At 67.6% G+C, this 25,251-nt stretch carries 27 protein-coding genes; 20 read left to right on the plus strand and 7 right to left on the minus strand.

All coding sequences use genetic code 11. The features are described 5' to 3' along the window. Positions 1-6: 6 nt before the first annotated feature. A complete protein-coding gene (locus QQK25_RS09635) occupies positions 7-903 on the minus strand; it encodes a LysR family transcriptional regulator (RefSeq protein WP_284187726.1) in 897 nt (298 codons plus the stop codon). A gap of 102 nt (positions 904-1,005) precedes the next feature. Here QQK25_RS09635 and QQK25_RS09640 point away from each other — a divergent pair, with 102 nt between their 5' ends. Both QQK25_RS09640 and QQK25_RS09645 read left to right on the plus strand, forming a co-directional pair. Then, positions 1,006-2,121, plus strand: coding sequence for an alkene reductase (locus tag QQK25_RS09640; RefSeq protein WP_284187727.1), 1,116 nt, complete (start codon positions 1,006-1,008; stop codon positions 2,119-2,121). After that, positions 2,118-3,134 (plus strand): zinc-binding alcohol dehydrogenase family protein, encoded by a 1,017-nt coding sequence (locus QQK25_RS09645; protein WP_284187728.1) that lies wholly within the window; start codon positions 2,118-2,120, stop codon positions 3,132-3,134. The genes QQK25_RS09640 and QQK25_RS09645 overlap by 4 nt, the downstream gene beginning before the upstream one ends. A 46-nt stretch (positions 3,135-3,180) precedes the next feature. Here QQK25_RS09645 and QQK25_RS09650 read toward each other — a convergent pair whose 3' ends face one another. Continuing rightward, the gene (locus QQK25_RS09650) at positions 3,181-7,917 is read right to left on the minus strand and encodes a PAS domain S-box protein (protein ID WP_284187729.1); all 4,737 of its coding nucleotides are present in this window, start codon (positions 7,915-7,917) and stop codon (positions 3,181-3,183) included. A gap of 190 nt (positions 7,918-8,107) precedes the next feature. Between QQK25_RS09650 and QQK25_RS09655 the strand changes: the two genes are divergently transcribed. From QQK25_RS09655 to QQK25_RS09735, 17 genes are all read left to right on the plus strand, one after another. After that, positions 8,108-8,245, plus strand: coding sequence for a hypothetical protein (locus QQK25_RS09655; RefSeq protein WP_153162791.1), 138 nt, complete (start codon positions 8,108-8,110; stop codon positions 8,243-8,245). Positions 8,246-8,332: 87 nt separating this feature from the next. Beyond that, the gene (locus tag QQK25_RS09660; RefSeq protein ID WP_284187730.1) at positions 8,333-8,767 is read left to right on the plus strand and encodes a CBS domain-containing protein; all 435 of its coding nucleotides are present in this window, start codon (positions 8,333-8,335) and stop codon (positions 8,765-8,767) included. 116 nt (positions 8,768-8,883) lie between these two features. After that, positions 8,884-9,495, plus strand: coding sequence for a riboflavin synthase (locus QQK25_RS09665; RefSeq protein ID WP_284187731.1), 612 nt, complete (start codon positions 8,884-8,886; stop codon positions 9,493-9,495). Beyond that, a complete protein-coding gene (gene ribBA, locus QQK25_RS09670; RefSeq protein ID WP_284187732.1) occupies positions 9,492-10,592 on the plus strand; it encodes a bifunctional 3,4-dihydroxy-2-butanone-4-phosphate synthase/GTP cyclohydrolase II in 1,101 nt (366 codons plus the stop codon). Before QQK25_RS09665 ends, ribBA begins: the two co-directional genes overlap by 4 nt. Before the next feature lie 31 nt (positions 10,593-10,623). Continuing rightward, positions 10,624-11,094, plus strand: coding sequence for a 6,7-dimethyl-8-ribityllumazine synthase (ribH, locus tag QQK25_RS09675; protein WP_284187733.1), 471 nt, complete (start codon positions 10,624-10,626; stop codon positions 11,092-11,094). After that, on the plus strand, positions 11,091-11,567 hold the full coding sequence (nusB, locus tag QQK25_RS09680) for a transcription antitermination factor NusB (protein WP_284187734.1): 477 nt from the start codon (positions 11,091-11,093) through the stop codon (positions 11,565-11,567). The genes ribH and nusB overlap by 4 nt, the downstream gene beginning before the upstream one ends. A gap of 29 nt (positions 11,568-11,596) precedes the next feature. Continuing rightward, positions 11,597-12,565 (plus strand): thiamine-phosphate kinase, encoded by a 969-nt coding sequence (gene thiL / locus QQK25_RS09685; RefSeq protein ID WP_284187735.1) that lies wholly within the window; start codon positions 11,597-11,599, stop codon positions 12,563-12,565. After that, positions 12,562-13,041, plus strand: coding sequence for a phosphatidylglycerophosphatase A family protein (locus QQK25_RS09690; RefSeq protein WP_284187736.1), 480 nt, complete (start codon positions 12,562-12,564; stop codon positions 13,039-13,041). The genes thiL and QQK25_RS09690 overlap by 4 nt, the downstream gene beginning before the upstream one ends. Further along, positions 13,041-13,526 (plus strand): CinA family protein, encoded by a 486-nt coding sequence (locus tag QQK25_RS09695; RefSeq protein WP_284187737.1) that lies wholly within the window; start codon positions 13,041-13,043, stop codon positions 13,524-13,526. The genes QQK25_RS09690 and QQK25_RS09695 overlap by 1 nt, the downstream gene beginning before the upstream one ends. Positions 13,527-13,700: 174 nt before the next feature. Then, complete coding sequence (gene recA, locus QQK25_RS09700) at positions 13,701-14,735, plus strand: recombinase RecA (RefSeq protein WP_284187738.1); 1,035 nt, start codon at positions 13,701-13,703, stop codon at positions 14,733-14,735. Between the two features lie 28 nt (positions 14,736-14,763). Continuing rightward, positions 14,764-15,213 carry a recombination regulator RecX gene (gene recX, locus QQK25_RS09705; RefSeq protein ID WP_284187739.1) on the plus strand — a complete coding sequence of 150 codons (450 nt, stop codon included), beginning with the start codon at positions 14,764-14,766 and terminating at the stop codon, positions 15,211-15,213. After that, complete coding sequence (gene lptB / locus QQK25_RS09710) at positions 15,200-15,922, plus strand: LPS export ABC transporter ATP-binding protein (RefSeq protein WP_284187740.1); 723 nt, start codon at positions 15,200-15,202, stop codon at positions 15,920-15,922. The genes recX and lptB overlap by 14 nt, the downstream gene beginning before the upstream one ends. Positions 15,923-15,937: 15 nt before the next feature. Further along, positions 15,938-17,395 carry an RNA polymerase factor sigma-54 gene (locus QQK25_RS09715; protein WP_284187741.1) on the plus strand — a complete coding sequence of 486 codons (1,458 nt, stop codon included), beginning with the start codon at positions 15,938-15,940 and terminating at the stop codon, positions 17,393-17,395. A 16-nt stretch (positions 17,396-17,411) separates the two neighbouring features. Then, positions 17,412-17,735, plus strand: a complete 324-nt coding sequence (hpf, locus tag QQK25_RS09720; protein ID WP_284187742.1) for a ribosome hibernation-promoting factor, HPF/YfiA family — start codon at positions 17,412-17,414, stop codon at positions 17,733-17,735. A 155-nt stretch (positions 17,736-17,890) separates the two neighbouring features. Further along, complete coding sequence (ptsN, locus tag QQK25_RS09725) at positions 17,891-18,376, plus strand: PTS IIA-like nitrogen regulatory protein PtsN (RefSeq protein WP_284187743.1); 486 nt, start codon at positions 17,891-17,893, stop codon at positions 18,374-18,376. Then, the gene (gene hprK, locus QQK25_RS09730) at positions 18,345-19,280 is read left to right on the plus strand and encodes an HPr(Ser) kinase/phosphatase (protein ID WP_284187744.1); all 936 of its coding nucleotides are present in this window, start codon (positions 18,345-18,347) and stop codon (positions 19,278-19,280) included. The genes ptsN and hprK overlap by 32 nt, the downstream gene beginning before the upstream one ends. Before the next feature lie 115 nt (positions 19,281-19,395). After that, a complete protein-coding gene (locus tag QQK25_RS09735; protein WP_284187745.1) occupies positions 19,396-19,695 on the plus strand; it encodes a PsiF family protein in 300 nt (99 codons plus the stop codon). 72 nt (positions 19,696-19,767) lie between these two features. Here QQK25_RS09735 and QQK25_RS09740 read toward each other — a convergent pair whose 3' ends face one another. The 3 genes from QQK25_RS09740 to QQK25_RS09750 all read right to left on the minus strand — a co-directional run bounded on the left by QQK25_RS09740 (position 19,768) and on the right by QQK25_RS09750 (position 22,486). Continuing rightward, the gene (locus QQK25_RS09740) at positions 19,768-20,631 is read right to left on the minus strand and encodes an FHA domain-containing protein (protein WP_284187746.1); all 864 of its coding nucleotides are present in this window, start codon (positions 20,629-20,631) and stop codon (positions 19,768-19,770) included. A gap of 96 nt (positions 20,632-20,727) precedes the next feature. Continuing rightward, on the minus strand, positions 20,728-21,666 hold the full coding sequence (ttcA, locus tag QQK25_RS09745; protein ID WP_284187747.1) for a tRNA 2-thiocytidine(32) synthetase TtcA: 939 nt from the start codon (positions 21,664-21,666) through the stop codon (positions 20,728-20,730). Positions 21,667-21,736: 70 nt separating this feature from the next. Next, entirely contained in the window at positions 21,737-22,486 is a 750-nt protein-coding gene (locus tag QQK25_RS09750; protein WP_284187748.1) for a pteridine reductase, read from the minus strand. A 146-nt stretch (positions 22,487-22,632) separates the two neighbouring features. Between QQK25_RS09750 and QQK25_RS09755 the strand changes: the two genes are divergently transcribed. Further along, positions 22,633-23,793: a class I SAM-dependent methyltransferase gene (locus QQK25_RS09755; protein WP_284187749.1), complete on the plus strand. Its 1,161-nt coding sequence runs from the start codon at positions 22,633-22,635 to the stop codon at positions 23,791-23,793. A 79-nt stretch (positions 23,794-23,872) separates the two neighbouring features. Here QQK25_RS09755 and QQK25_RS09760 read toward each other — a convergent pair whose 3' ends face one another. Both QQK25_RS09760 and QQK25_RS09765 read right to left on the minus strand, forming a co-directional pair. Beyond that, positions 23,873-24,091, minus strand: a complete 219-nt coding sequence (locus tag QQK25_RS09760) for a hypothetical protein (RefSeq protein WP_284187750.1) — start codon at positions 24,089-24,091, stop codon at positions 23,873-23,875. A gap of 207 nt (positions 24,092-24,298) precedes the next feature. Beyond that, positions 24,299-25,102: an alpha/beta hydrolase gene (locus QQK25_RS09765; protein ID WP_284187751.1), complete on the minus strand. Its 804-nt coding sequence runs from the start codon at positions 25,100-25,102 to the stop codon at positions 24,299-24,301. Between the last annotated feature and the right edge of the window lie 149 nt (positions 25,103-25,251).

Raw genomic sequence — 25,251 nt, forward strand, 5'->3', positions numbered from 1 at the left:
ACCACCTCAGTCCCCCCGCCCCCCGAACCGCTCCCCCAGCCACTCCAGCAACGCCTTGATCCGGGCCGGCTGGTAGCGTCGGCTCGGATAGGCCACGTACAGCGGGGTGCGGTCGTAGAGGGCGTCGGGGAAGAGGTCGATGAGGCGGCCGGCGTCCAGGTCGGCCTGCACGTCGATGCGGGATTTGTAGGCGATGCCGTGGCCGTCTGCCGCCCATTTGCGGACGAGGGCGCCGTCGTCGGCGGCGCGGTCGCCGGTCACCACGATCTCCCGGTGCTGGCCCTGGTGAAACAGGCGCCAGCGGTTGAAGAGTTCGCCATTGCGGTAGAAGCAGATGCAGTTGCGCCGGGCCAGCGCCTCAAAGCTCTCGGGGTGGCCGTGGCGGGCGAGGTAGTCCGGCGAGGCGACCAGCACGCGGCCGTTGTCGCACAGCTTGCGGCCGACGAGGCCGGAATCCTCGCTGAGACCGTAGCGCAGCACCAGATCGATGGGGTTGCGGTAGAGGTCGATGAGCCCGTCGGAGAGGTGCATCACCAGCCGCACCTGGGGGTGGCGCTGGCGGAAGGGTTCGAGGAGCGTATCGAGCCGGTCGCGGCCCAGGTCGGAAGGCGCGCCCAGGTGGATGTCTCCGGAGAGCTGCTCGCGGCCCTGGCGCAGCGCGGAGAGACCCTCTTCGAGCGCCAGCTGGGATTGCTGGCAGTAGACGAGGAAGGTCTCGCCAGCCTGGGTGAGGCGCAGGGAGCGGGTGGAGCGCTCGATGAGCTGGCTGTCGACCCGCTGTTCGAGCCGTTTGATGGCGGCGCTGGCAGCGGCGGGGCTCATGCCCACGGCGCGGCCGGCGGCGCTGATGTTGCCGAGTTCGGCCACACGGATGAAGAGTTGCACGTCGGGCAGGTGGAGCATCTTCAAACCTCGTTTGATATTGCGTCAAAGGATAGACCAATTATCAAAGCAGATCGCCCACCCTAGACTTTCGGCCATCTTCCCCAACTGAGTGTTGCCGCCATGACCTCTCCGCTTTTCCAGCCGACCCGCATCGGCGACCTGACCCTCCCCAACCGCATCGTGATGCCGCCCCTCACCCGCGCCCGGGCGGCCCAGCCGGGCAACGTGCCCACCGCGATGAACGCCGCCTACTACGCCCAGCGGGCGAGCGCCGGGCTGATCATCGCCGAGGCCACCGACATCTCGGCGGACGCCAAGGGCTATTCGCTCACCCCGGGCGTGCACAGCGCGGCGCAGATCGCCGGCTGGCGGCTCGTCACCGAAGCGGTGCATCGCCGCGGCGGGCGCATCTTCCTGCAGATCTGGCATTGCGGGCGGATGTCCCACGCGGATTTCCACGACGGCGCGCTGCCGGTGGCGCCGTCGGCGGTGGCCTTCGCGGGGCAGATCTGGAAGGCCGGGGCGGACGATCATCGCGGCCAGGGCGGCATGGTGGCGTGCCCGACGCCCCGCGCACTGGAAACCGCCGAGATCGCCGGCATCGTGGCGGATTTCCGTCAGGCCGCCCTCAACGCCATCGAGGCCGGCTTTGACGGGGTGGAGATCCACGCCGCCAACGGCTACCTGATCGACCAGTTCCTGCGCAGCACGTCCAACCAGCGCGGCGACCAATACGGCGGCAGCCGCGAGAACCGCCTGCGCTTCCTGCTCGAAGTGACCGACGCGGTGACCAGCGCCATCGGCGCAGCCCGCACCGGCGTGCGCCTGTCGCCGTGCAACCGGGCCAATGGCATGGACTGCCCGGACAGCATCCCCACCGCCGTCGAGGCCGCCGCCCGACTGGCCGAGCGCGGCGTGGCCTACCTGCACACCAACGAGCCCGGCGACGACAGCCCGGAAGCCACCCAGGTGCGCCAGCAGCTGCGCGCGGCCTTCCCCGGCCCGATCATCGTGGCCGGCGGCTACACCCGGGAGCGCGCCGACGCGGTGCTGGCCAGCGGCGACGTGGATCTGGTGGCCTTCGGCAAGCTCTTCATCGCCAACCCGGATCTCCCCGCCCGACTCCAGCACGGCTGGCCCCTCAACACGCCGGAGCCCGCCACCTTCTTCGGCGGCGACGCCCGCGGCTACATCGACTACCCCACCCACACCGCCACCGAGGAGCAGCCCGCATGAAAGCCGTCGGCTACCAGCAACCCGGCGCCATCGACCGCGCCGACGCCCTGATCGACATCGAGATCGCCCGCCCGGCGCCCACCGGCCGCGACCTGCTGGTGGAGGTGCAGGCGATCGCGGTGAACCCCGTCGATACCAAGGTGCGCCGGAGCGCCGCCCCGCCCGAGGGCGAATACAAGGTGCTGGGCTACGACGCGGTGGGCATCGTCCGCGAGACGGGGCCAGACGCGACCCTGTTCCGCCCCGGCGACGCGGTGTGGTACGCCGGCGCCATCGACCGCCCCGGCAGCAATGCGGAGTTCCAGTTGGTGGATGAGCGCCTCGTCGGCCGCAAGCCGGCCAGCCTCGCCCCGGCCGACGCCGCGGCGCTGCCGCTCACCGGCATCACCGCGTGGGAGCTGCTGTTCGACCGCCTGAAGGTGCCGCTGGCTGGCGAAGGCCGGCCGGGCACGCTGCTCATCGTCGGCGCCGCCGGCGGGGTGGGCTCGATCCTGATCCAGCTGGCCCGCCAGCGCACCGGCCTCACGGTGGTCGGCACCGCGTCGCGCCAGGAGAGCCGGGCCTGGGCGCTGGCGCTGGGCGCCCACCACGTGATCGACCACCGCCAGCCTTTTGCAGCGCAGATCGACGCGCTGGGCGTGCCGCCGGTGGATTACGCCATCAGCCTGACCCACACCGACCAGCACTTCGCGCAGCTGGTGGAAGCCCTCGCGCCCCAGGGCAAGCTGGCCCTGATCGACGACCCGGAGCCCATCGACGTGCGCCTGATGAAGCGCAAGAGCCTGAGCCTGCACTGGGAGCTGATGTTCACCCGGTCGCTGTTCCACACCGACGACATGGACGCCCAGCACCGCCTGCTGAACGCCATCGCCGATCTGGTGGATCAGGGCGCGATCCGCAGCACGGTGCAGGCGAAGCTCGGCCCGATCTGCGCCGCCAACCTGCGCCAGGCCCACGCGCTGCTGGAGAGCGGCACGGCGGTGGGCAAGATCGTGCTGGAAGGGTTTGCGTAAGCCGCAGCCCGGCGGGCCGGGACAAAACCCGACCCGCCCGCCGCGTTCAGTCTGACGGCTTGCTGGCGCCCCGCCGCAGCCAGCGCAGGATGGTGGTGAATAGCCGGTCGGGCTCGACGGGCTTGGAGAGGAAGTCGTCCATCCCCGCGGCCATGCACTGGGCGCGGTCCTCGGCGAAGGCGTTGGCGGTCATCGCGACGATGGGAACGCTCTCGCGGCCGGGCAGCAGCCGGATCCGGCGGGTGGCTTCGAGGCCGTCCATCTCGGGCATCTGCATGTCCATCAGGACCAGGTCGAAGGGCGCGTTGCCGAGCATGTCCACCGCCACCGCGCCATTGCCGGCGATCGCCACGTCCAGCCCCGCGTCGAGCAGGAACAGGCGCGCGACCTCCTGATTGACCGGCTCGTCCTCCACCAGCAGCACATGGGCGCCAGCAAAATCGCGACGCAGGATCACGTCGGCCTGACCCGCCTCGGAGGGCAGCGCCGCCTGGGCATTGACCGCCCGGCCAACCCCCACCCAGGCGGTGAACCAGAAGACGCTGCCGACCCCCTGGGTGCTCTCGGCGCCAGCCTCGCCGCCCATCAGTTCGGCCAGGCGCCGGGTGATCGCCAGCCCGAGGCCGGTGCCGCCGTACTTGCGGGTATTGGAGGCGTCGCCCTGCTCGAAGGCGCCGAACAGCTTGGGCAGCACCTCGGGGGGCACGCCCACGCCGCTGTCGCGCACCTCGATCCGCAGTTTGATGCGCCCGTCGCGCCGTTCGAGCACCCGGGCGCCCAGGGACACCGTGCCTTTCTCGGTGAATTTGACCGCGTTGCTGGCGAGGTTGAGGATCGCCTGGGTGAAGCGGGTCGCGTCGCCGCGCACCAGGCTGGGCAGGCTCTCGATGTTGAGCTCCATCCGCAGGCCCTTGGCGCTGACCCGCTCGTTGAGCATCGAGGCAACCCCCGAGACGATGCTGTCGAGGGCGAACTCGCTGTCTTCGAGCAGGAACTTCTCGGCCTCGATCTTGGAGAGGTCGAGGATGTCGTTGATGACGCCCAGGAGATGCTGGGCGGCGCTGTCGATCTTGTCGAGCTGGTCGGCCTGCTGGGCGCTGACGCCCTCGCGCCGCATGATGTGGGCCATGCCCAGCACGGCGTTGAGGGGCGTGCGGATCTCGTGGCTCATGTTGGCCAGGAAGGCGCTCTTGGCGCGGCTGGCGCTCTCGGCGGCATCTTTGGCCAGGGCCAGCTCGCGGGTGCGCTCCTCGACCAGGCTCTCCAGGTGCAGGCGGTAGCGTTCGAGCTCCTGCTCGATGCGCTTCTCCTCGGTGATCTCCCGGTTGATGCACAGGTAGTGGGAGATGCTGCCGTCGGCCCGGCGCACCGGCGAGATCACCGCCCACTCGACGTATACGTCGCCGTTGCGGCGGCGGTTGATGAGCTCGCCGCGCCACGAATCGCCCCGCGTGAGGGACTGCCACATCTGGCGGAAGACCTCGGGCGGCGTCTGGCCTGACTGCATCAGGCGCGGGTTCTTGCCGCGCACTTCGTCGAGGGTGTAGCCGGAGACCTGCTCGAAGGCGGCATTGACGTACAGGATGCACGCGTCGAGATCGGTGAGGACGATGCTGCCCGGGTTCTGCTCGACGGCCGTGGACAGCATGCGCAGCTGCTCCTCGGCGAGCTTGCGCTCGGTGATGTCGGTGGAGATGCCGCACAGGGCGTAGATGGTCCCATCCTCGCGGCGCAGCGGCAGCTTGACCGACAGGAAGCTGCGGGTCTGGCCGCTGTTGACGTCGCGATTGGTCTCCTCGAGTTCGATCCGCTCGCCACCGGCAATCACCCGGCGGTCGTTCTCGCGCAGCCGGGCGGCGGTGGGGCTGTCGAAGAACACGTCGTCCGACCTGCCAACGACCTCCTCGCGGTCGGCGCCAAACAGCGCGCACACCTCGCGGTTGGCGTAGGTGTAGCGATAGTCCACGTCCTTGATGTAGATGTAGGCGCCCACGTTGTCGAGGATGGTGGCGAGCATCTCCTCGCTCTGGCGGCGGCGCTCCTCGCCGAGGCGGCGCTCGGTCACGTCGAGCACGATGCCGATGTAGCTGATCAGCCGCGCCTGATCGTCGAACACCGGCTGGCCACGGCACAGCAGCCAGCGGGGCGGGGTGTCGGGCGGCAGCATCACCCGCCATTCGGTCTCGAAGGCCGCGGCGGTCTGGCGGGCCTCGGTGACGACGGAGATGACCCGGTCCAGGTCGTCCGGGTCGATGGTCTGCCACCAGGTTTCGGACGACGGGATCACCCCGTCGGGCGGCAGGCCGTAGAGCGCCCACAGTTCGTCGGACCAGAAATGGTTGTTGCTGTCGATGAACCATTCCCACGAGCCGGCCCGGGCGGCGTCGAGGGCCAGCCGCAGGCGCCGCTCGCTGGCCCGGAGCAGCGCTTCGGAGAGGCTGCGCTCGGTGACGTCGGTGACGGTGACGAGGATGTGCTCGACCCCATCGAGCGACAGGCCGGCGAGGCTGATCTCGACCGCCAGCTCGGAACCATCCTTGCAGCGGCCGAAGAGGTTGCGCCGGTTCATCAGCGTCTGGGCCTGGCCCGGCAGGGCGCGGAACATGTCGCGCTGGATGGCGTGATTGGCGCGCACCGGATCGGGCACCAGCTGCTCCACCAGCGCCCCGGTGAGCTCGCCCGGCAGGTAGCCGAACATCCGCTCGAGGGCCGGATTGACCAGCACCATATGGCCGTCGCCCGACACCACGGCCAGGCCGTCGACGCTGGTGTCCCACACCTGGCGGAAGCGCGCCTCGCTGTGGGCCTTGGCTTCCTCGGCCCGGTGCAGGTCGGAGATGTCGGTGAAGGTGAGCACCGCGCCGGCGTTGCGGCCGTTCTCGTCCCGGTAGGCGTCGATCTGCATCAGGTAGTGGAAGCCACGCTGATGAACGTGCTCGACGGTGGACTCGTTACGCGCCACCACCCCGTCGACCCACTCCCGCAGGCGCGGCAGGTCGAGATAACACGGCACGCCGTACAGAAACTGCCCGATGTCGTTGGGCAGCAGGCCGAAGATGCGCGACGCGAGCGGGTTGAAGCGGGTCACCCGGCCGTCCCGGTCGACCACGATCAGGCTGGTGCGGATGGAGTTCTGGATGTTGCCGAGGGTGGCGTTGAGGCGGGCGTACTCGACCGACTTCACCTGCAGCTCGTCGTTGAGGCTGGTGAGCTCCTCGTTGGTGGCCTGGAGCTCTTCATTCGAGGCCTGGAGCTCCTCGCCGGCGGATTGCAGCTCCTCGTTGAGGCACTGGAGTTCTTCGTTGGAGGCTTCGAGCTGCTCGATGACCGCCTGCAGGTGCTCGCGGGTGTCGGCGAGTTCCTGGCGCAGCCGGCCGATCTCGTCGGCCGCCTCGCCCGGCGGCAGCACCTCGACGACGCCCGTGGCGCGCACGGTGGGCGTGGTCCGGGTTTCCTCGAAGCCGATCAGGAACGCCCACTGGGGATCGGTCCCGCCGCTCTCGACGCGCCGCACCACCGGACGCACCTTCAGGGTCTCGTCGCCAAAGCGCACCAGGGTGCCCAGGCCCTGCAGCTCCTGGAGCTGCTCCTGGCGCATCCGGAAACACAGGGCGCGCAGCTCGCTGCGCAGCTCGGGCAGGCACAGGCCGAACACCGAGAAATCGGCGCTGCCCGCCGGCAGGGTGAAGTAGCGCCGCGACGCACCGAAGAAATGCAGTGGCTCGAAGCTCGCGTCGATCAGCACCGCCGGCGGCCCGTAGGCATCGAGCAGCACCCTGCGGCTGACATCCACCAGCGATTCGCGCCGCACCGCACTGGGCGGCCGCGGAACCACCGGCCGGGCCGGCGCCGCCAGATGGGTGACGTGGGACCGCGCCACCGGCAGCGCGCAGCTGCGGTAGAGCTTGCCGCTGGCGTCCACCGACTCGAAACCGTCGCCGTCGAGGCCCACCGATTCGGACTTGCCCAGCAGCAGCAGGCCGCCGGGTTTGAGGGCAAAGTGGAAACTGCGCAAGAGCTCGGCCTGCCGGCCGGGCTTGAAGTAGATCAGGATGTTGCGGCAGCTCACCAGATCCATCCGCACCAGCGGCGGATGCCCGACCAGATCGTGCACCGAGAAGACGCACATCTCGCGCAGCTGCTTGGCCACCCGCCAGCCGTCGCCCTCGGCGGAGAACCAGCGTTCCAGCCGCTCCGGCGACAGCCCGGCGACCTCCGCCGCCGAATACAGGCCCGCCCGGGCGACATCGAGGGCGTCCTCGTCGATGTCGGTGGCAAAGACCCGGATGTCGAGGCTGTCCAGCCGCGCACCGAGGATCTCGGCGAGCACGATGGTGATGGAGTAGACCTCCTCACCGGTGGCGCAGGCCGGCACCCACACCCGCAGCGTCTCGCCCGCCTGCTTGCCATCCACCACGGTCTGCAGGGCCCGGGCCAGTTCGGTGAAGACTTCCGGGTCGCGGAAGAACGACGACACCGAGATCATGAAGCTCTGCTGCAGCCGGTCCAGCTCGTCGGCGCTCACGCACAGGTGCGCCAGATAGGCGTCGAGCCCGGCCATGTCGAGGGCCCGGCAGCGACGCAGGGTCTGGCGAAGCAGCGTGCTCTCCTTGTAGCAGCGCATGTCCACGCCGCTCTCTCGGGACACCAGGCTCAGGATGGCCTGGAAGGCCTGGGCGTCGTGGCCCGTGGCGCCAGTGGTATCCGGTTCGGCCGGCTCGCCCGCCTGGGCAGCGGATTGTTGATCGAACTCTGGGGAGCTTTTCTTCGTTTCGTCGGTCATCTGTTCACCGGACCATGAGCCACCACGCTCAGACAGCCATGTTAAGCCGAAGCCGCGCCGGTCGACTGCGTTTTGTGCGGTGGTTGACGCAATTCGGCACAACCGGCGCGGCCGGCCAGAAAGCACGTGCGGTCCTTGCGAAAGCAGCCCGGACGTTCCATGATGAAATCACCGCCCTGCAGGAGATGACATGATGATCCGCAAGATTGCACTTCTTCTCGCCCTGGCCCTGGGCTTTGCCGCTGGCGCCCAGGCGTGCGGCGAAAACGGCGCCAAGAGCGGCAAACCCGACATGAGCAAGCCGGCCACCCCGAAGCCGAGCACCTGATCCCGGACACCACATAACAGTGAGGGCGCGACAGCGCCCCTCGCGATGATCGCCTCTGCCCATTCCAAGCCCATCAGGAGACAACCCATGCCCCACAGAACCCTGCGCCAGGTCGTTGAAGGCCAGACCGTCGTATCCGCCCTGGCCGACACCACCGTCCGCGCCGCCGCCATCTCGATGGCCAGCAACAACGTGGGCGCGATCCTCGTGGTCGACGCCGCCGGAAAGCTCGCCGGCCTGTTCACCGAGCGCGACGTGCTCAACCGCGTCGTCGCCCGCGGGCTTGACCCCGATTCCACCCCCCTCGCGGCGGTGATGACCACCAAGCTCCAGACCGCCAGCCCCGACAAGCCCCTCGCCCACGCCCTGCACATGATGTTTGAAGGCGGCTTCCGGCACGTGCCGGTGGTCGACGACGGCAAGCCGGTGGGCATGGTGTCGGCACGCAACGCCCTCGGCCTCGAAATCCACCAGTTCGAGCAGGAACTCGTCGAGCGCGACCACATCGCCGAGATTCTCTGATCCCCCGCAGCCGGGGGGCGCGTCCCGCCGGGAGGTGCCCCCAGCCGTCAAGCCGGCGCGGAAATCAGCGCAAATCGCGCTAAAATTGCGGTTTCCCCTCTGGTCAGCCCAATCCCATGTTCTCCGGAATCGTTGCCGCCACCGGCCGCATCCTGAGCGTCACGCCCCTTGAAGACGGCGTGCGCCTGGCCGTCGATGTGGGCACCCTTGATCTCGACGACGTCCAGCTCGGCGACAGCATCGCCAACAACGGCGTGTGCCTCACCGTCATCGCCCAGGACGGCAAGGTCGTCAGCTTCGACGTCTCCCGCGAAACCCTCAACTGCACCGTCGGCCTCGACGCCCCGGGCGAGGTGAACCTCGAAAAGGCCCTGCGCCTGGCCGACCGCCTCGGCGGCCACCTGGTCACCGGCCACGTGGACGGCATCGGCAGCGTGCAGAAGTTCGAGCCGGTCGGCGAGAGCCACGAGCTCGTCATCCGCGCCCCCGAAAGCCTCGCCGGCTACATCGCCCGCAAGGGTTCGATCACCGTCGACGGCGTGAGCCTCACCGTCAACTGGGTGAAGGGCCGCGACTTCTCGATCAATCTCATCCCCCACACCGTCCAGGTCACCACGCTCAAGCGCCTCGCCGCCGGCAGCACGGTCAACCTCGAGATCGACCTCATCGCCCGCTACGTCGAGCGCATGCAGGCCTGGCGCAACGAGCAGGAAGGAAGCCCCGCATGAGCGCGCTGGCCCCCATCAACGAAATCATCGCCGACATCAAGGCCGGCCGGATGGTCATCCTCGTGGACGAGGAAGACCGCGAGAACGAAGGCGACATCGTCATCGCCGCCGAGCACATCACGCCTGAAGCCATCAACTTCATGGCCAAGCACGCCCGCGGCCTGATCTGCCTCACCCTCACCGAAGAACGCTGCCGCCAGCTGGGCATCAACCAGATGGCCCGCGACAACCGCAGCCAGTTCTCCACCGCCTTCACGGTGTCCATCGAAGCCGCCGAAGGCGTGACCACCGGCATCTCCGCCGCCGACCGCGCCCGCACCGTGCAGGCCGCCGTGGCCCGTCACGCCCGGCCCGCCGACATCGTCCAGCCCGGCCACATCTTCCCGATCATGGCCAAGCCCGGCGGCGTGCTGATCCGTGCCGGCCACACCGAAGCCGGCTGCGACCTCGCCGGCATCGCCGGGCTCGAGCCCGCGTCGGTGATCTGCGAGATCATGAACGACGACGGCACCATGTCGCGCATGCCCGAACTCATCGAGTTCGCCCAGCACCACGGCCTCAAGATCGGCGCGATCCGCGACCTCATCGAATACCGCGCCCGCACCGAGAAGCTCATCGAGAAGGTCAGCGAGAAGACCGTCAGCACCCCCCACGGCGACTTCCGCCTGTCGGCCTTCGAAGACCGCACCTCCGGCGATGTTCACCTCGCCATGACCTACGGCGCCATCTCGCCCGACGTCGAAACCCTGGTGCGCGTCCACGAACCCGTCTCGGTGCTCGACTTCCTCGACCCCACCAGCGGCCGCCACACCTTCCCGATCGACGCCGCGCTCAAGCGCATCGCCCAGCACGGCAACGGCGTGATCGTCCTGCTCTACCGCCCCCAGAGCGGCCAGGAACTCCTCGCCCAGCTCGCCACCGACCCCACCGCCCCGCGCGCCGCCCTGAAGTGGGATCCGCGCCTGTTCGGCGTCGGCGCCCAGATCCTGCGCGAACTGCAGGTGGGCAAGATGCGTCTGATGGCCAGCCCGCGGAAGATCCCCAGCATGACCGGCTTCGGCCTCACCGTCGTCGGCCACGCCGCCCTCGACGCCTGACCCGGCCTCCACTCCATTTTCAGGTAACACCATGCCCCGTTACGACAACATCCCCGAAATCGAACCCAACCTCGACGGCCGCGGCCTTCGGGTGGGCGTCGTCATGTGCCGCTTCAACCTCGACGTGTGCGAAGGCCTGCTGTCCTCCTGCACCACCGAACTGCAGCGCCTCGGCGTCGCGGCGAACGACATCACCATCGCCACCGTGCCCGGTGCCCTCGAAGCCCCCCTCACGCTGCAGACGATGGCCCGGAGCGGCCGCTTCGACGCCCTGGTGGCCCTCGGCGCGGTGATCCGCGGCGAGACCTACCACTTCGAGCTCGTCTCCAACGAGCAGGGCGCCGGCATCACCCGCGTCACCCTCGACACCGGCGTGCCCATCGCCAACGGCATCCTCACCACCGAAGACGACGACCAGGCCCTCGCCCGGATGCAGATCAAGGGCGCCGACTGCGCCCAGGCCGCCGTCGAGATGGCCCGACTCCTGAAGGCCCTGGCATGAGCCCCGCCAACAAATCTCCCCGCCGCCGCGCCCGCGAGTTCGCCCTGCAGGGCGTTTACCAGTGGCTGCTCAATCAGTCGCCCGTCACCTCCATCGAATCCCAGCTGGCCGAAGTCGCCGGTTTCGACAAATGTGACCGCGAGCTCTTCGTCGGCCTTCTGCGCGGCACCATCACCAACGCACCCGAACTCCAGGTCGGCTTCGCAAACTACATCGAGCGCCCGCTCAATGAGCTGTCGCCGGTCGAGCGCGGCATCCTGCTGATGTCCACCTTCGAGCTCGCCCACCGCCCCGAAACCCCCTACCGGGTCATCATCAACGAGGCCATCGAGCTGGCCAAGGGCTTCGGCGGCACCGACGGCCACAAGTTCGTGAACGGCGTGCTCGACAAGCTCGCCGCCCGCCTGCGTGCCGACGAGGTCGAAGCCAACGCCCGCGAGCGTCAGGCCGCCCGCGGCAACAAGCCGGCCTGACCCGCCAGCTGCCGGAACCATCCCGCGCGATGCCGTCCGAGTTCGCCCTGATCCGCCGGCACTTCACCCGTCCCGCCCGCCACACCGATCTAGCGGTGGGCGACGACGCGGCGCTGATCCGCCCGGCCCCCGGCATGCAGCTGGCCATCTCCACCGACATGCTGGTGGCCGGCACGCATTTCTTCGCCGACACCAACCCCACCGATCTGGGCTGGAAGACCCTCGCGGTCAACGTCTCCGACCTCGCCGCCATGGGCGCCCAGCCTCGCTGGGTGGTGCTGGCGGCCAGCCTGCCCGGCGCCGACGAAGCCTGGATCGAAGCCTTCGCGGGCGGCTTCTTCGCCTGCTGCGAGGCCTTCGACATCGACGCCATCGGCGGCGACACCACCCGTGGCCCGCTCAACCTGTGCCCGACGATCTTCGGCGAAGTACCCACCGGCGCCGCCATCACCCGCAGCGGCGCAAAGCCCGGTGACGACCTGTGGGTGTCCGGCGCCCCGGGGCGCGCCGCCCTGGGCCTCGCCCACCTGCGCGGCGAGACCCACCTCGCCGACACCTACCGCGACGACTGCCTCGCCGCCCTGCACCGGCCCCAGCCGCGGGTCGCCCTGGGCCTCGGCCTGCGCGGCATCGCCAGCGCCATGCTCGACGTCTCCGACGGCCTGCTGGGCGATCTCGACCACATCCTCGAATGTTCAGGGGTTGGCGCGGTGATCGACGAAGCCAACCTGCCCCTCGCGCCCCTCGTGGCCGCCTGCGGCGATCCCGCCCGGGCCTTCGCCGCGTGCACCGGCGGCGGCGACGACTACGAGCTGCTGTTCACCGCTCCGCCCACCCAGCGCGCTGCCCTGGCCGATCTTTCCGCCCGACTGGCCCTGCCCCTGCACCGCATCGGCAGCATCACCCCGGCCACCCGCGGCCTGCACCTGCGCGACACCAGCGGCACCCTGCGCGAGCTCGCCGCCCGAGGCTACGACCACTTCGGCAACGGCGCATGAAGCCCAACCTCCGCTTCCTGCTGTCCGATCCGGCCCACTTCGTCGCCCTCGGCTTCGGCTCCGGCCTGTGGCCCAAGGGCCCCGGCACCGCGGGCACCCTGGCCGGCTGGCTGCTCTTCCCCCTCGTGCGCGCACCGCTCACCGACGGCCTGTTCGCCGGGCTGCTGGTGGCCTGCTTCCTGTTCGGCGTCCTTGCCTGCGAACGCACCGGCCGCGCTCTCGGCGTGGCCGATCACGGCAGCGTCGTGTGGGACGAGATCGTCGCCATCTGGCTGGTCCTGTGGCTCACCCCCGAAGGCTTCGGCTGGCAGCTCACCGCCTTCGTGCTGTTCCGCTTCTTCGACATCGTCAAGCCGCAGCCCATCCGCTGGGTGGATGACCGCACCCGCGGCGGCTTCGGCGTGATGCTCGACGATCTCATCGCCGCCGGCTACACCCTGCTCGCGCTGGCCCTGCTCGTGAGGTTCCTCGGTTAATGGACGCCCAGCTCGAAACCCTTTCCCGCCTCGTCGGCGACCACCTCGCCGCCCGCGGTTGGCGCCTCGCCACCGCCGAATCGTGCACCGGTGGCTGGGTCGCCGAGGTCGTCACCGCCACCGCCGGCAGCTCCGGCTGGTTCGACTGCGGCTTCATCACCTACTCCAACGACGCCAAGTGCGCGCTCCTCGGCGTCTCGCCGATGACCCTCGCCCGCCACGGCGCGGTCAGCGAGCCGACCACCGCGGCGATGGTCCGCGGCACCCTCGAACGGGCCGAGGCCGACCTCGCCCTGTCGATCTCCGGTATCGCCGGCCCGGGCGGCGGCTCGGCCGACAAACCCGTCGGCACCGTGTGCTTCGGCTGGGGGCGGACCGGCGAATCCCCCCAGACGGCCACCTGCCGCTTCGACGGCGACCGGGAGTCCGTCCGCCGCCAGGCAGTGGTCTTCGCGCTCACCGAACTGATCCGCCGCTACGCCTGAAATCCGTCTGACATCAAGGCCTTGGCAAATCCGGTAGACGTTCCGCCGCAACTGTATAAAATACCAGTCTGCGCGACTTTCTTCGCTCCGATACCTCTCGTGACGACGCGCGATCACCCGCACGCAAACTCTGTGCCATAATCTCCAAAACCCTTTTTACAAGGATCACGACAGATGGATGACAACAAGGCCAAGGCCCTCGCCGCCGCGCTTTCCCAGATCGAAAAGCAGTTCGGCAAGGGCTCGATCATGCGCCTGGGCGACGGCGAAGTTGAAAGCGACATCCAGACCGTCTCCACCGGCTCCCTGGGCCTCGACATCGCCCTCGGCATCGGCGGCCTGCCCCGCGGCCGGGTCGTGGAAATCTACGGTCCCGAATCGTCCGGCAAGACGACCCTCACCCTCCAGGTCGTCGCCGAGATGCAGAAGCTCGGCGGCACCGCCGCCTTCATCGACGCCGAACACGCGCTGGACGTCACCTACGCCCAGAAGCTCGGGGTCAACATCGGCGAGCTGCTCATCTCCCAGCCCGACACCGGCGAACAGGCCCTCGAGATCGCCGACATGCTGGTGCGCTCCGGCGGCGTCGACGTGGTCGTCATCGACTCCGTCGCGGCGCTCACCCCGAAGGCCGAAATCGAAGGCGAGATGGGCGACCAGCTCCCCGGCCTGCAGGCCCGCCTGATGTCCCAGGCCCTGCGCAAGCTCACCGCCAACATCAAGCGCACCAACACCCTGGTCATCTTCATCAACCAGATCCGGATGAAGATCGGCGTGATGTTCGGCAGCCCCGAGACCACCACCGGCGGCAACGCCCTCAAGTTCTACGCCTCGGTGCGGATGGACATCCGCCGTATCGGCACCATCAAGAAGAACGACGAGGTGATCGGCTCCGAGACCAAGGTCAAGGTCGTCAAGAACAAGGTCGCGCCCCCGTTCCGCGAAACCCTGTTCGACATCCTGTACGGCGAAGGCACCTCCCGCGAGGGCGAGATCATCGACCTGGGCGTCCAGCACAAGTTCGTGGACAAGTCCGGCGCCTGGTACGCCTACAACGGCGAGAAGATCGGCCAGGGCAAGGACAACGCCCGCGAGTTTCTCAAGAGCAACCCGCACATCGCCCGCGAGATCGAAAACAAGATCCGCGTCGCCGTCGGGCTGCCCGAGATGGCCGTGATCGCGCCCGCCGCCCCCGCCGCGGCAGCCTGAGCGTCCCGGGCAGGAAGCACCGTCGTCCATGGCCACCAGTCTGCATGAGCGGGCCCTGCGCTGCCTGGCCCAGCGGGAACACTCCCGCGCCGAGCTGGCCCGCAAGCTGGGCACCCTTGGCAGCGTGGAAGAGGTGAGCGCCGAACTCGACCGTCTGGTCGAGCTTGGCCTCCTCTCCGACGCCCGCTTCGCCGATGCCTACGTGCGCGCCAAGGCGGCCCGCTTCGGCGCCTCGCGGCTCAAGAGCGAGCTCGCCCGGCGCGGCGTCGGCGCCGAGCAGATCGGCCTGGCCATTGCCGACAACTGTCCGGAAAGTGAATTCGAACGCGCCTGCGACATCCATCGCCGAAAATTCGCCGCAGCACCGGCAGACGCGCGAGAATGGGCGCGCCAGGCGCGTTTTCTTCAAGGTCGCGGTTTCTCGACCGAAATCATTCGTAGAGTCCTGAAAGAACACCCCGGCGATGAGCCTGCTTAAAGTCAGCAACCTGCGCAAGAAGTACAAGGCCCGCACCGTCGTCCACGACGTCTCCTTCGACGTCGGCAGTGGCGAGGTGGTCGGCCTGCTCGGCCCCAACGGCGCCGGCAAGACCACCTGCTTCTACATGATCGTCGGCCTCGTGGTCGCCGACGGCGGCGAGATCACCCTCGACGACCAGGTCCTGACCCATCGCCCGATCCACCAGCGCGCCCGCCTCGGCCTGTCCTACCTGCCCCAGGAGATGAGCGTCTTCCGCAAGCTCACCGTGGCCGAGAACATCCAGGCCGTGCTCGAACTGCAGAAGCTCACCAAGACCGAGATGGCCGAGCGCCTCGAGCAGCTCCTCGGCGAACTGGGCATCGAACACCTGCGCGACAACACCGCGATCTCCCTCTCCGGCGGCGAACGCCGGCGCTGCGAGATCGCCCGCGCCCTCGCCTCCGACCCGCGGCTGATCCTCCTCGACGAGCCCTTCGCCGGCGTCGACCCGATCGCCGTGATCGACATCCAGAAGATCATCCGCTTCCTCAAGGAAAAAGGGATCGGCGTGCTCATCACCGACCACAACGTCCGCGAAACCCTTGGCATCTGCGACCGCGCCTTCATCATCAATGCCGGCGAAGTGCTGGCCAGCGGCCGCCCTGAAGAGATCGTCCGGAATGAACAGGTCCGTCAGGTTTACCTCGGCGAGCACTTCCGGCTTTAAGGCATCATTGTTGTCATGAAGCCCAGCCTCCAGCTCAAACTCTCCCAGCATCTCGCGCTCACCCCGCAGCTGCAGCAGTCCATCAAGCTGCTACAGCTATCGACCCTCGAGCTCAACCAGGAGATCGAGAAGATCCTCCTCGAGAACCCGATGATCGAGCGGGACGAGCCGGAGTCGAACCTCGGCTCCAGCCGTCTCGAAGCCCCTGGCCCGGCCGCCCCCGCCGGCAGCGAGGCCGCCCAGGAGCGCGAGCAGGAGCAGGCCCGCGAATCCGACCAGCGCGAACGCGACACCGACCGGGAGTTCGACTTCGCCGAAGGCGGCGACTGGCAGGGCTCCGGCAGCGGCTCGCGGGACGATGACGACGACAACGATTTCCAGGATCTCCAGGCCACGGTCACCACCCTGCGCGACCACCTGGACGCCCAGATCGCCCTCACCCAGCTGTCCGACCGCGACCGGGCCCTCACCCGCTTCATGATCGAGGCCCTCGACGACGACGGCTACCTCAGCCAGGCCCTGGAAGACCTCCTGCCGCTGCTGCCGCCCGAACTCGAAGTGGATCTGGACGACCTCACGATCGCCCTGCGCCACATCCAGAGCCTCGACCCCTGCGGGATCGGCGCCGCCGACATCGGCGAATGCCTCGGCCTGCAGCTGCGCGCCCTGCCGCCCAGCCGCGAACGCGAGCTGGCGCTGGCCATCGTCGCCGAACACCTCGAGCTCCTCGCCGCCCGCGACTACCTCAAGCTCAAGCGCGCGCTGCGCTGCACCGACGACGAGCTGCGCGAAGCCCACGCCCTGATCCTCGACCTCAACCCCCGGCCCGGCGCCCGCTTCGCCCAGTCCGACATCCGCTACGTGGTGCCGGATGTCATCGTCCGCAAGGTGCGCAACACCTGGGTTGTGAACCTCAACCCGGACGCGATGCCCAAGCTGCGCATCAACCAGCTTTATGCCCAGATCCTGCGGGACAACCGCGGCGCCAGTGGCTCCCTGTCCAATCACCTGCAGGAAGCCCGCTGGCTCATCAAGAACGTTCAACAGCGCTTCGACACCATCCAGCGTGTGTCGCAAGCGATCGTTGACCGGCAGCGTCAGTTCTTCGATTATGGCGATGTGGCGATGCGCCCTCTGACACTGCGTGAAATCGCCGAACAGTTGGAATTGCACGAGTCCACCGTCTCGCGGGTGACCACCCAGAAGTACATGGCCACACCAAGAGGCATTTTCGAGTTCAAACATTTTTTCGGCAGTCACGTCGCCACCGACACCGGTGGGGCGGCTTCCTCGACGGCGATTCGGGCGCTGATTCGCCAGCTGGTAGCCGCGGAAGACAAGAAGAAACCCTTGTCCGACGCCAAGATTGCCGAGTTGTTGGGCCAGCAGGGTATCGTCGTGGCACGCAGGACCATCGCAAAGTACCGCGAGTCCCTCGATATCCCGCCGGTCAGTCTGCGCAAAACCATCTGACAGAAAGGTAAGAACCATGAACCTCAACATCACGGGGCATCACGTCGAAGTTACGCCGGCCATCCGCGAATACGTTTCCTCCAAGCTCGATCGCGTGATCCGTCATTTCGACAACGTCACCAGCGTCGGCGTGATCCTCTCGGTGGAAAAGCTGCGTCAGAAGGCCGAAGTCACCGTTCACGTGCGTGGCAAGGACATCCACGTCGAGAGCGAGGATGCCGACATGTATGCCGCCATCGACGCCCTGACCGACAAGCTCGACCGCCAGGTTCTGAAGTACAAGGACAAGGCCTCCGACCACGGCCATGACTCCCTGAAGCAGCACCTCGCCGAATCCTGATCTTCGGCCCCAAGTAATCCCCTTCTCCCCGGGACCGTTGTGGCTATAATGCGCCCCAACTGACACAACGGCCCCGGCGGCCTCCGCCCCCGGATTTTCCAGATTCGTTCCCGGAAACCTGTCCCGGTCCAGCCGCGTACAGGAACATCCCGCCCATGAACCTCATCGCCAAACTTCTGCCTCCGGCCAATGTGGTCGTCGGCCTCGAGGCGAGCAGCAAGAAGCGCGCTTTCGAGCAAGCCGGCCTGCTGTTCGAGAACAATCACGGCATCGCCCGGAGCACCGTCTTCGACAGCCTGTTTGCCCGCGAGAAGCTCGGTTCGACCGGTCTCGGGCAGGGCATCGCGATCCCCCACGGACGCATCAAGGGCCTGAAGGACGCACTGGGTGCGTTCATGCGCCTCGCCGAGCCGGTCCCCTTCGACGCCCCCGACGGTCGTCCGGTGTCGATGCTGTTCGTGCTGCTGGTGCCCGAACAGGCCAACGAACACCACCTGCAGCTCCTCTCCGAACTCGCCCAGATGTTCAGCGATCGCAGCTTCCGCGATCAGCTCCTGGCCGCCCCGGACGCCCTCGCGGCGCACTCCCTCTTCGCCCAGTGGGGCAGCGATGCGCCAGACAACAGTAGCGCGGCTGTTTGACGACAACCTCGACCGCCTGAGGCTGCGCCACATCTGCGGCAGCCTCGACACCCGCATCTCGGTCTCCGAAGACCGCATCTGGCCCGCCGACATGGTCGGCCACCTCAACCTGATCCACCCCGACCGCCTGCAGATCCTCGGCTCGTCCGAGCTCGCCTGGGCCCGCCGCCAGACCCGCGACAAGGTGATCCACCATGTCCGCGAGATCCTCTCCTACGGCCCGCCGGCGATCATCGTCGCCGACGACGAAGACATCCCCAGCCTGATCCGCACCGTCTGCGCCAACGAAGACGTAGCCCTGTTCGCCAGCCCGCTGCCGGCGGCCAACGTCATCGACCTGCTGCGCAGCTACCTGTCGCGCAAGCTGGCCGAACGCGTCGCCCTGCACGGGGTGATGATGGACGTGCTGGGCCTCGGCGTGTTCATCACCGGGGATTCGGGCGCCGGCAAGTCCGAGCTCGCCCTCGAACTCATCTCCCGCGGCCACGGCCTGGTGGCCGACGACATCGTCGAGTTCTCGCGCATCGCCCCGACCGTCCTCGAAGGCCGCTGCCCGGCCCTTCTGCAGGACGTGATCGAGGTGCGCGGCCTCGGCATCCTCAACATCCGCACGATCTTCGGCGAGACCGCCTGCCGGCGGAAGATGAAGCTCAAGCTGGTGGTTCATCTGCAGCGCCGCCAGCCCGGCGACCAGGATCCGCTGCGCCTGTCCCTTGAGGGCGAGCAGCAGCTGATCCTCGGCGTACCGCTGCGCCGCGTCGTGCTTCCGGTTGCAGCCGGCCGCAACCTGGCCGTACTCCTCGAGGCCGCGGTGCGATCGACGATCCTCCTGCTGCGCGGCATCGATTCAACCCAGGAGTTCGTCGATCGCCAGCGCCGGGCGATGGAAGACAGCGGCTTTTAACCAAAAGACACGACATCCGGCAGCCTGGGCGGGCCTGGCCGTCAACGGATTCACCCAAGCACCGTTTATGATGATGTTGCAGTTCCGACAACCCGCCCATACGAGGAGTGGCCAGATGAAAAAATTGATCCTGAGTGTCGCTGTTTCGATGTTTGCCGCCGGTCTGGCACCCGCCGCCTTCGCGGCCTCCACCCAGCAGAACAAGATGAAGGAATGCAACGCATCCGCCGCCGACAAGAAGGGCGACGAGCGCAAGGCCTTCATGAAGGAATGCCTCTCCGCGAAACCCGCCGCCGCCGAAGCCAAAGGCACCCCGCAGCAGGAAAAGATGAAGGCCTGCAACAAGGAAGCCGGCGAAAAGGCCCTCAAGGGCGACGAACGCAAGAAGTTCATGAGCACCTGTCTGAAGGGCTGAAACGCCCCGGCGCCATGACGGAAAAGGGCCCGCTGAGGGCCCTTTTCATTGGGTTGCGCCTGCCGCCGTGGATCAGTCGAGGGCGAATGCCACCGCGTCGGACATGTTGTCACCCACCGAGAAGCCACACCCGATGTGGCCTTTCTCGGACAGCGCGAACTCCCCGCGCTTGATGCAGTGCTCCGCCGCCCCCTCCTCCAGCAGGTAAGTGCCGTTGGTGCTGGAATCGGCCAGATAGAACAGGCCGTTGCGCAGCTCGATGCGGGCGTGCTGGCGGGAAACCCGCGGATCGGACACGACGATGTCGTTGCCGGTTTCGCGACCGAACAGCAGCGTCGGGTGCGCCGCGTCGATGACCCACTTCTGGCCACGAAAGCTGACCCGCATCTGTCTGACCGACTGCAGGGCCTCCTGGCGGAGCTCGGCCGGCGTGGGCGGCGGCGCGTTGCCCAGTTCAAGGGCCGGAAAGGGTGCGTTGCTGGCCGCGTCATCGAGCTTGCCGAGCAGGCGCCGCATCGACGGCGACAGCAGCTCGGAAAGGCTCTCGGAGACGGTGATGGTGTCAGGATTGCAGCCATCCACCAGGCGGGCGGCCATCTTCTCGGCAGCGCCTTCTTCGTCACCCCCTTCGGACTCCAGCACCACCCCGGCCCGCAGCACCAGCTTGATGCCGCTCATCGGCGGCAGCGCCCGTACTCGTTCGCGCATCTCGCGGGCCGCCAGCAGGGCAGAATCTGCATCGCCGAAACGGGCAACAATCACTTCCGGACGCAGCTCCAGCCCTTCGGCCGAATAGGCCTCCGCGCAGCGGGACATGCGGTTAAGGCAACGCTCGACGGCATAGCCAGCCTCCGCCTCACCCAGCTTGACGGACAGACGGACACGACCTGCCACGTCTGCATACAGCAGGCACCGGGTGGCGGCACGCTCATTCATCGCGGCATGCTCCGGTGATCCCCGTCCGACAGGGGGAAACAGTCACGGTGAATCCCTCAGACGTGCACGGGAGGCTGGGTGGGCGATCCATAAGCTCTAACTTCTCCAGATCCCGATGGGGATCGCTGAGGCATCTTCTTGCGCGACTGGCGGAAGTTCGGGAGTATCGAACACGATGTCGCCCTGCTCCACTTCCGTGCCGCGCGTGACGTTCAGGAAATCGAACAGCTTGCCGTCCGCCAGATGGGACGGAACGACGTTCTTCATCGCGGTGGCGATGGACACGATACGGCCGGGAAAACGGCTGTCCCAGTCGCGCAGCATAGCCTTGATCTGCTTGCGCTGGGCATTCTCCTGGCTGCCGCACAGGTTGCACGGGATGATCGGATATTCCATGCCCCGGGCAAACCGCTCGATGTCCTTTTCCGAGCAGTAGGCCAGCGGGCGGATCACCACGTTCTGACGGTCGTCGCTCACCAGCTTGGGCGGCATGGACTTCATCTTGCCGCCGAAGAACATGTTGAGGAACATGGTCTCGATCATGTCGTCCCGGTGGTGACCCAGGGCGATCTTGGTGGCGCCGACTTCCTTGGCGGTACGGTAGATGATGCCGCGACGCAGACGGGAGCACAGGGAGCAGGTGGTCTTGCCCTCGGGGATCTTGTCCTTGACGATCTTGTAGGTGTTCTCGGTGACGATCTTGTATTCGACGCCGATGGATTCGAAGTAGGCCGGCAGCACGTGGTCGGGGAAGCCGGGCTGCTTCTGGTCGAGGTTCATGGCCACGACGCGGAAGTTGATCGGCGCCCGCTCGCGCAGTTCAAGCAGCAGCGAGAGCAGCGTGAAGGAATCCTTCCCACCGGACACGCAGACCATCACCACGTCGCCTTCCTCGATCATGCCGTAGTCGACGATGGCCTCCCCCGTCTTGCGCATCAGGAATTTCTTGAGGCGCAGGAAGGAATTGGAGAAACGGGATTCCGTTTCGGAAGAGTCGTCTGCCACCGGCGCGGGGACTGCCACTGCGTGTTCCATTGTTTTCCAGATGTTCGATGATTATAAGTCGGGCGAAAAGACGATCCGACGGTGATAAATGTTAAATACGTTATAAATGCGCACTGCGCCCACCATCGACCGGAATGATCTGACCTGTGACGTAGGGCGCATCGAAGAGCAAAAAACGGACTGTCCGGGCGATATCCGACGGCGCGCCGACCCGCTGCAGCAGCGTGTGGGCTACCACGGCGTCGCGCTCGGCGGGCGGAAACTGACCGTCCTCGGGCCACTCGATCGCGCCAGGAGCAACACCATTGACCCGGACCCGCGGCGCCAGTTCAAGGGCCAGCGCGCGGGTCAGACCCAGCAGACCGGCCTTCGCGGCGCAGTAAAGCGGGTAGCCTTTCAGCGGGCGCTCGGCGTGGATATCGACGATGTTCACGATCGCGCCCCCGGTGGCCTGCAGCCAGGGGTTGGCCGCCTGGGCCAGGAACAGCGGCGCCTTGAGGTTGGAACCGATCAGATCGAACCAGGCCGCCTCGTCGATCTCGCCCATCGCGGTGGGAAAGAAGCTCGACGCGTTATTGACCAGCGCATCCAGGCGCCCATAATGGGCAATGACGGCATCCACCAGATCCGTCAGCGCCCCGGTATCCAGCAGATCGGCCTGCACGACCAAGGCCGAATCGGGCCTGGACGCATTGAAGGCCGCGGCGAGGGCATCGGCCTCATCCCGCGACTGGCGGCAATGGAGCACGACCCGCGCGCCTGCGGCATGCAGGTGGCGGGCGATTTCAGCGCCGACGCGCCGGGCTGCGCCGGTCACGAGGGCGACAGGCGCAGCTGCCGGTTGATTCATGACGACCTGAAAAGGGGATCTTCGGGGAGCGTTATCATACGGCGGCAACGGCCGAAATGGCGCTGTCTTGCGACGCGCGGCATCCCCGCGCCGCGGCACGGTAGCGCGGCAGGGTAAAATGCGCGATTTTACACCTCCGCGCCGCCATGAACCTGCCCCAGCCGTCAGCCGAAGCCCTCGAACAAAGCGCCGCCCTCGTCGCCCGCCTGCAGGCCCTGATCGCTGCCGAAGGGGGCTGGATCCCGTTCTCCAGCTACATGGCCGAAACCCTCTACGCGCCCGGGCTGGGCTATTACAGCGGCGGCTCGCGCAAGTTCGGGCCGGGCGGGGACTTCATCACCGCGCCGGAGCTCACGCCCCTCTTCGGCCAGGCGCTGGCCAGCCAGCTCCAGCAGGTGATGCGCCTGTCGGCGCCCCACATCATCGAAGCTGGCGCCGGCACCGGGCTGCTCGCCGCGGATCTGCTCCTCGAACTCGAGCTCCAGGGCGCGCTGCCCGAAAGCTACGGCATCCTCGAGGTCTCGGGCGAGCTGCGCGAACGCCAGTTCGACACCCTTGCGGCCAAGGTGCCGCACCTGGCCGGCCGCGTGCATTGGCTCGACACCCTGCCGGAGCGTTTCTCCGGCGCCCTGGTGGCCAACGAGGTGCTCGACGTGATGCCGGTGCATCTGGTGGCGTGGCGCCCGGAAGGCATCTTCGAGCGGGGCGTCAGCGTCGACGACGAAGGCCGCTTCGTGTGGGCCGACCGCCCTGTCGCCGGCCGGGTTGCCGAGGCGGCCGAGGCCCTCGCGCTGCCCCTGCCGTCCGAAGGCGAATACGTCAGCGAGATCAACCTCGCTGGCCGCGCCTGGGTGGCCGAATGGGCCGCACGCCTCGAACAGGGCGCGATGATCCTGATCGACTACGGCTACCCCCGCGCCGAGTACTACCTGCCCAGCCGCAGCACCGGCACGCTGCTGTGCTACTACCGCCACCATGCCCACGGTGATCCCTTCCTGTGGCCGGGGCTCAACGACATCACCGCCTTCGTGGATTTCACCGCCATCGCCGAGGCCGGCTTCGAGGCCGGGCTGGATGTGATGGGCTACGCCGACCAGGCGAACTTCCTGTTCAACTGCGGCGTGCTGGCCTGCCTGGCGCGCCGGGCGCCCGAAGACAGCGCCGACTACATCCGCGCCTCGAAGGCCGTGCAGCGCCTCACCGGCCCCCACGAGATGGGCGAGCTGTTCAAGGTGATCGCCCTGTCGCGCAACATCGGCCAGCCGCTGATCGGCTTCCTGCGCGGCGACCGCCTGCACAGCCTGTAAGTTGGCCGGTCCACATGCAAACAGCCCGCCGGCGCATCACGCCGGCGGGCTGTTTTTTTGATCGAGACGCTGGGGCTGATTATTCCTGGAAGCGATACACCGCGCTCAGGAAGGCATCCACGTCGGTCGGCACCGCGTGACGCTCGTGGCTGGCGGCCGGGATCTCCTGCAGGCCAAGCGCGAGCTCGGGCGGCAGCAGGTTGGCGTTCAGCACTTCGTCATCATAGGCCGGCCCGTCGGACATCTCGGGCTCGAGGTAGCTCCGTTCACCGCTTTCCATATCCATGAAGATCACCATTTCGGCCTCCGTTCCGGGGTGAGAGACGTGTCCCCCTGTTTTTCTTAACGGCTGTGGCTTCCAAAGGTTGAAGGAAATCCGGCAGACGACACCGGAAGCCCGCTTCAACGCTCCGAAATCACCGCCAGTCGCACGATTTCAGGATGGAACACAAAATGGGCGTCCGCAATGACGAAGTTCACGGCCCGGCGCGATTGGAACGCCCCGCTACAGATCGAGCGACTTCAACCACGCCAGGATCGGATCGGCCGCCACCCGCCAGTCGCTCTCCAGCATCATGCCGTGGCCGAGGCCCGGCAGGATCTGCGGTTCGACGTCGTAGCGACGGGCGGTGAGACGCGTCTGATCGGGTGGGATCAGCACGTCATGCTCGGCGCCCAGCACCAGCATCGGCGGCAACTCGATGCGCGCTAGGGACGGCAGGTCGAACAGCGACATGTCCCAGATCGCCCGGTGGGATTCGGGCTGGCAGAGGTGGTAGTAGCGCTGCAGGCGCTCGAGCTCGATGGCCTCGTGGAACATCGCGTCGCGCAGGGTTTCCATCTGCGGCTGCCCGCCGCCCATGATGCGGTTGAGGTCGCCCAGCAGGTGCGGCTTGGAGAACGCCAGCCCGAAAGCCGAGCCCAGCAGGCCCTGGGGCGGCACCGACGACATCAGCACCACCGCCGGCGCCGTGTGACGCTCCAGGTACTTCTGGACCACCATCCCGCCCATCGAGTGGCCGATGAGCACCGGCGTCGCGGGCAGCTTGCCGGCCACCTCCGCCACGTCATCCACGTAATCCGAGATCGAGAAGCTGTCGAGGTAGGTCCGGCCACGACTGCGCCCGTGGCCCGACAGGGACACCGCATACGACGCATACCCCTGGGCGGCGAACCACGGCAGGAACTGCTCTTCCCAGCACCACGCGGCGGTGTAGGCGCCGTGCACGAACAGGAGAGGCGTCTCGCGGACCGGGCCGGAGGGGGTGTGACACAGCACTTCCAGATCGCCGAAGCGGGAACGGTTCATGGACGGAATCCTGCGGTCAGGCGGAGGGGACTGCGGACGGGGGAAAAGGTCATCGGCTCGGGCGTTGGAAGTGTTCAGGCGGAGAACTTACCCCAGCCGGGGAGTAGAGAAAAGCAAAAGACACGCCCGAACACCGCAACGGCACTGTC

Source organism: Zoogloea oryzae, from assembly GCF_030161255.1.
Classification (GTDB): Bacteria; Pseudomonadota; Gammaproteobacteria; order Burkholderiales; family Rhodocyclaceae; genus Zoogloea; species Zoogloea oryzae.

What these genes read in the sequence shown, in the direction of transcription:
- QQK25_RS09735 (WP_284187745.1), top strand. Translation starts at nt 19,396, where the DNA reads ATGAAAAAATTGATCCTGAGTGTCGCTGTTTCGATGTTTGCCGCCGGT.
- QQK25_RS09695 (WP_284187737.1), top strand. Translation starts at nt 13,041, where the DNA reads ATGGACGCCCAGCTCGAAACCCTTTCCCGCCTCGTCGGCGACCACCTC.
- hpf (WP_284187742.1), top strand. Translation starts at nt 17,412, where the DNA reads ATGAACCTCAACATCACGGGGCATCACGTCGAAGTTACGCCGGCCATC.
- QQK25_RS09665 (WP_284187731.1), top strand. Translation starts at nt 8,884, where the DNA reads ATGTTCTCCGGAATCGTTGCCGCCACCGGCCGCATCCTGAGCGTCACG.
- ribBA (WP_284187732.1), top strand. Translation starts at nt 9,492, where the DNA reads ATGAGCGCGCTGGCCCCCATCAACGAAATCATCGCCGACATCAAGGCC.
- QQK25_RS09715 (WP_284187741.1), top strand. Translation starts at nt 15,938, where the DNA reads ATGAAGCCCAGCCTCCAGCTCAAACTCTCCCAGCATCTCGCGCTCACC.
- QQK25_RS09760 (WP_284187750.1), bottom strand. Translation starts at nt 24,091, where the DNA reads ATGGTGATCTTCATGGATATGGAAAGCGGTGAACGGAGCTACCTCGAG.
- hprK (WP_284187744.1), top strand. Translation starts at nt 18,345, where the DNA reads ATGCGCCAGACAACAGTAGCGCGGCTGTTTGACGACAACCTCGACCGC.
- QQK25_RS09660 (WP_284187730.1), top strand. Translation starts at nt 8,333, where the DNA reads ATGCCCCACAGAACCCTGCGCCAGGTCGTTGAAGGCCAGACCGTCGTA.
- recX (WP_284187739.1), top strand. Translation starts at nt 14,764, where the DNA reads ATGGCCACCAGTCTGCATGAGCGGGCCCTGCGCTGCCTGGCCCAGCGG.
- QQK25_RS09755 (WP_284187749.1), top strand. Translation starts at nt 22,633, where the DNA reads ATGAACCTGCCCCAGCCGTCAGCCGAAGCCCTCGAACAAAGCGCCGCC.
- QQK25_RS09635 (WP_284187726.1), bottom strand. Translation starts at nt 903, where the DNA reads ATGCTCCACCTGCCCGACGTGCAACTCTTCATCCGTGTGGCCGAACTC.
- ttcA (WP_284187747.1), bottom strand. Translation starts at nt 21,666, where the DNA reads ATGGAACACGCAGTGGCAGTCCCCGCGCCGGTGGCAGACGACTCTTCC.
- recA (WP_284187738.1), top strand. Translation starts at nt 13,701, where the DNA reads ATGGATGACAACAAGGCCAAGGCCCTCGCCGCCGCGCTTTCCCAGATC.
- ptsN (WP_284187743.1), top strand. Translation starts at nt 17,891, where the DNA reads ATGAACCTCATCGCCAAACTTCTGCCTCCGGCCAATGTGGTCGTCGGC.
- QQK25_RS09640 (WP_284187727.1), top strand. Translation starts at nt 1,006, where the DNA reads ATGACCTCTCCGCTTTTCCAGCCGACCCGCATCGGCGACCTGACCCTC.
- QQK25_RS09765 (WP_284187751.1), bottom strand. Translation starts at nt 25,102, where the DNA reads ATGAACCGTTCCCGCTTCGGCGATCTGGAAGTGCTGTGTCACACCCCC.
- lptB (WP_284187740.1), top strand. Translation starts at nt 15,200, where the DNA reads ATGAGCCTGCTTAAAGTCAGCAACCTGCGCAAGAAGTACAAGGCCCGC.
- ribH (WP_284187733.1), top strand. Translation starts at nt 10,624, where the DNA reads ATGCCCCGTTACGACAACATCCCCGAAATCGAACCCAACCTCGACGGC.
- thiL (WP_284187735.1), top strand. Translation starts at nt 11,597, where the DNA reads ATGCCGTCCGAGTTCGCCCTGATCCGCCGGCACTTCACCCGTCCCGCC.
- QQK25_RS09690 (WP_284187736.1), top strand. Translation starts at nt 12,562, where the DNA reads ATGAAGCCCAACCTCCGCTTCCTGCTGTCCGATCCGGCCCACTTCGTC.
- QQK25_RS09750 (WP_284187748.1), bottom strand. Translation starts at nt 22,486, where the DNA reads ATGAATCAACCGGCAGCTGCGCCTGTCGCCCTCGTGACCGGCGCAGCC.
- nusB (WP_284187734.1), top strand. Translation starts at nt 11,091, where the DNA reads ATGAGCCCCGCCAACAAATCTCCCCGCCGCCGCGCCCGCGAGTTCGCC.
- QQK25_RS09645 (WP_284187728.1), top strand. Translation starts at nt 2,118, where the DNA reads ATGAAAGCCGTCGGCTACCAGCAACCCGGCGCCATCGACCGCGCCGAC.
- QQK25_RS09655 (WP_153162791.1), top strand. Translation starts at nt 8,108, where the DNA reads ATGATGATCCGCAAGATTGCACTTCTTCTCGCCCTGGCCCTGGGCTTT.
- QQK25_RS09740 (WP_284187746.1), bottom strand. Translation starts at nt 20,631, where the DNA reads ATGAATGAGCGTGCCGCCACCCGGTGCCTGCTGTATGCAGACGTGGCA.
- QQK25_RS09650 (WP_284187729.1), bottom strand. Translation starts at nt 7,917, where the DNA reads ATGACCGACGAAACGAAGAAAAGCTCCCCAGAGTTCGATCAACAATCC.